The 1,545-nt window shown below is 44.9% G+C and carries 2 protein-coding genes and 1 pseudogene; all 3 read left to right on the top strand.

Annotated elements, in window-relative coordinates:
- Positions 1-186: pseudogene (locus JMF81_RS16310) on the top strand (hypothetical protein); the annotation flags it as partial.
- Positions 187-320: 134 nt separating this feature from the next.
- The gene (locus JMF81_RS12745; RefSeq protein ID WP_178201786.1) at positions 321-611 is read left to right on the top strand and encodes a transposase; all 291 of its coding nucleotides are present in this window, start codon (positions 321-323) and stop codon (positions 609-611) included.
- Positions 608-1,504 carry an IS3 family transposase gene (locus JMF81_RS12740; protein WP_140401526.1) on the top strand — a complete coding sequence of 299 codons (897 nt, stop codon included), beginning with the start codon at positions 608-610 and terminating at the stop codon, positions 1,502-1,504. The genes JMF81_RS12745 and JMF81_RS12740 overlap by 4 nt, the downstream gene beginning before the upstream one ends.
- The last annotated feature ends 41 nt before the right edge of the window (positions 1,505-1,545 follow it).

The raw sequence follows: 1,545 nt of genomic DNA, 5'->3' as shown, positions 1-1,545 counted from the left end.
ATCCGGAGCCTGTGCAGGCTTGGATGTGTTTCTCATGCGGCGTATTATAAATGGCTGCATAGGGAGACACCGGAAAGCGAGTTGGAAAACCACCGGATAGCAGATAAAATAGAAAAGATCCACAAAGATTCCCCAGACAAGGGATACCAGAGGATCCGGGATTGTTGTGGTCAAGCGTTTTTGTAACACTTGTGGCTAAAAAATATCGATTTATGCAATTCGAGCTTGATATGGTGTTTGATACCCTGGAGTAGTATCATTTAAATGCAGTCGTTAAATCCACCAAAAGATGATAATATATCATTAAGGAAGGTGGAGACATGCAATACGATAAGGAATTCAAACTACAGGCTCTTGAACTGTCCGATGAAATTGGCGTCAAGGCAGCTGCAGATCAACTCGGCATCAAGTATTACACACTTGCCGACTGGCGTCGTCAGCGCAAGGCTCGCGGCGAAGAAGCTTTCGTTGGCAGTGGTAACAAAATGATGCCGCTCAGCGAGAAGGATCGTCGCATTAAGGAACTGGAAGCGGAACTTCGGGAAACCAGGCGAGCTAACGATATACTCAAGGAGGCTCTCGGTTTTTTCGCACAAAGCCGAAAGAAGTGAGAGCTCGGAAACGTTTTGAGTTCATTAGCGAATACAGCAGCAGATGGCCTGTAAGCGTTATGTGCGATGTCCTGCACGTGAGCGAGACCGGTTATTACAGATTCAAAAGGAATCTCGGCAATCCCAGCAAGGACGCTGTTCTTTCGGCAGTTATGCAGGAAATACTCGATGAGTATATATACAACGATAACTACGGTGTAGATCGAATGCAGATAGCACTTCGAAATCTCGGGTACAAGGTTGGCAGGCGCAGGATAGCCAGAATCATGAAGGAAAATGGTTGGCTTCATGAACGTAAGCGCCGTCCGAAAGGCTTAACCAGGGCAACTACTGAAATACAGGAGAAGGAAAACCTAATCAAACAAGATTTCAGGTCAGATCGGCCGTATCAGAAGTTGCTTACCGACATATCTCAGATATCGTGCCGTGACGGCAAACTATACATATCTCCAATAATGGATTGCTTTAACGGAGAAATACTTTCTCTGGTAATGCGAAGCAATATGTGCAAAGAACTGTGCATTGATACATTCAATGCAGCAGCCAAAAGGTTTCCTTTGAACGGAGCCATACTCCATTCAGATCGCGGAAGCCAGTATACAAGTGAAGCATTCCGTGAAGAACTCAATAAAGCAGGTGTTCTGCAGAGCCTCAGTGGCGTTAACCATTGCTTTGATAACGCCAGGATGGAAAGCTTCTTCGCTACTCTCAAGAAGGAACTCCTCTACAGGATTCCAACATACAAGATGAAGATGGAAGAAGTTAAAGTAATTGTTTTCAGATATGTCTTTATCTACTACAACCGGATAAGGATATACACTTCAAATCCGGATGGCCTCCCGCCAGCAGCTTACAGGAGACGTCTGGAACAACCGTTAGCAGAAGCTGCTTAATTTTGTGGGTTTAAAGACTGCACAAATATTGACAACTCCAT

Source organism: Anaerostipes butyraticus (assembly GCF_016586355.1).
GTDB classification, from domain to species: Bacteria; Bacillota; Clostridia; order Lachnospirales; family Lachnospiraceae; genus Anaerostipes; species Anaerostipes butyraticus.
The sequence above is the reverse complement of the archived record's forward strand: the minus strand, read 5'-3'. Positions and strand labels throughout refer to the sequence as shown.

What these genes read in the sequence shown, in the direction of transcription:
- JMF81_RS12745 (WP_178201786.1), top strand. Translation starts at nt 321, where the DNA reads ATGCAATACGATAAGGAATTCAAACTACAGGCTCTTGAACTGTCCGAT.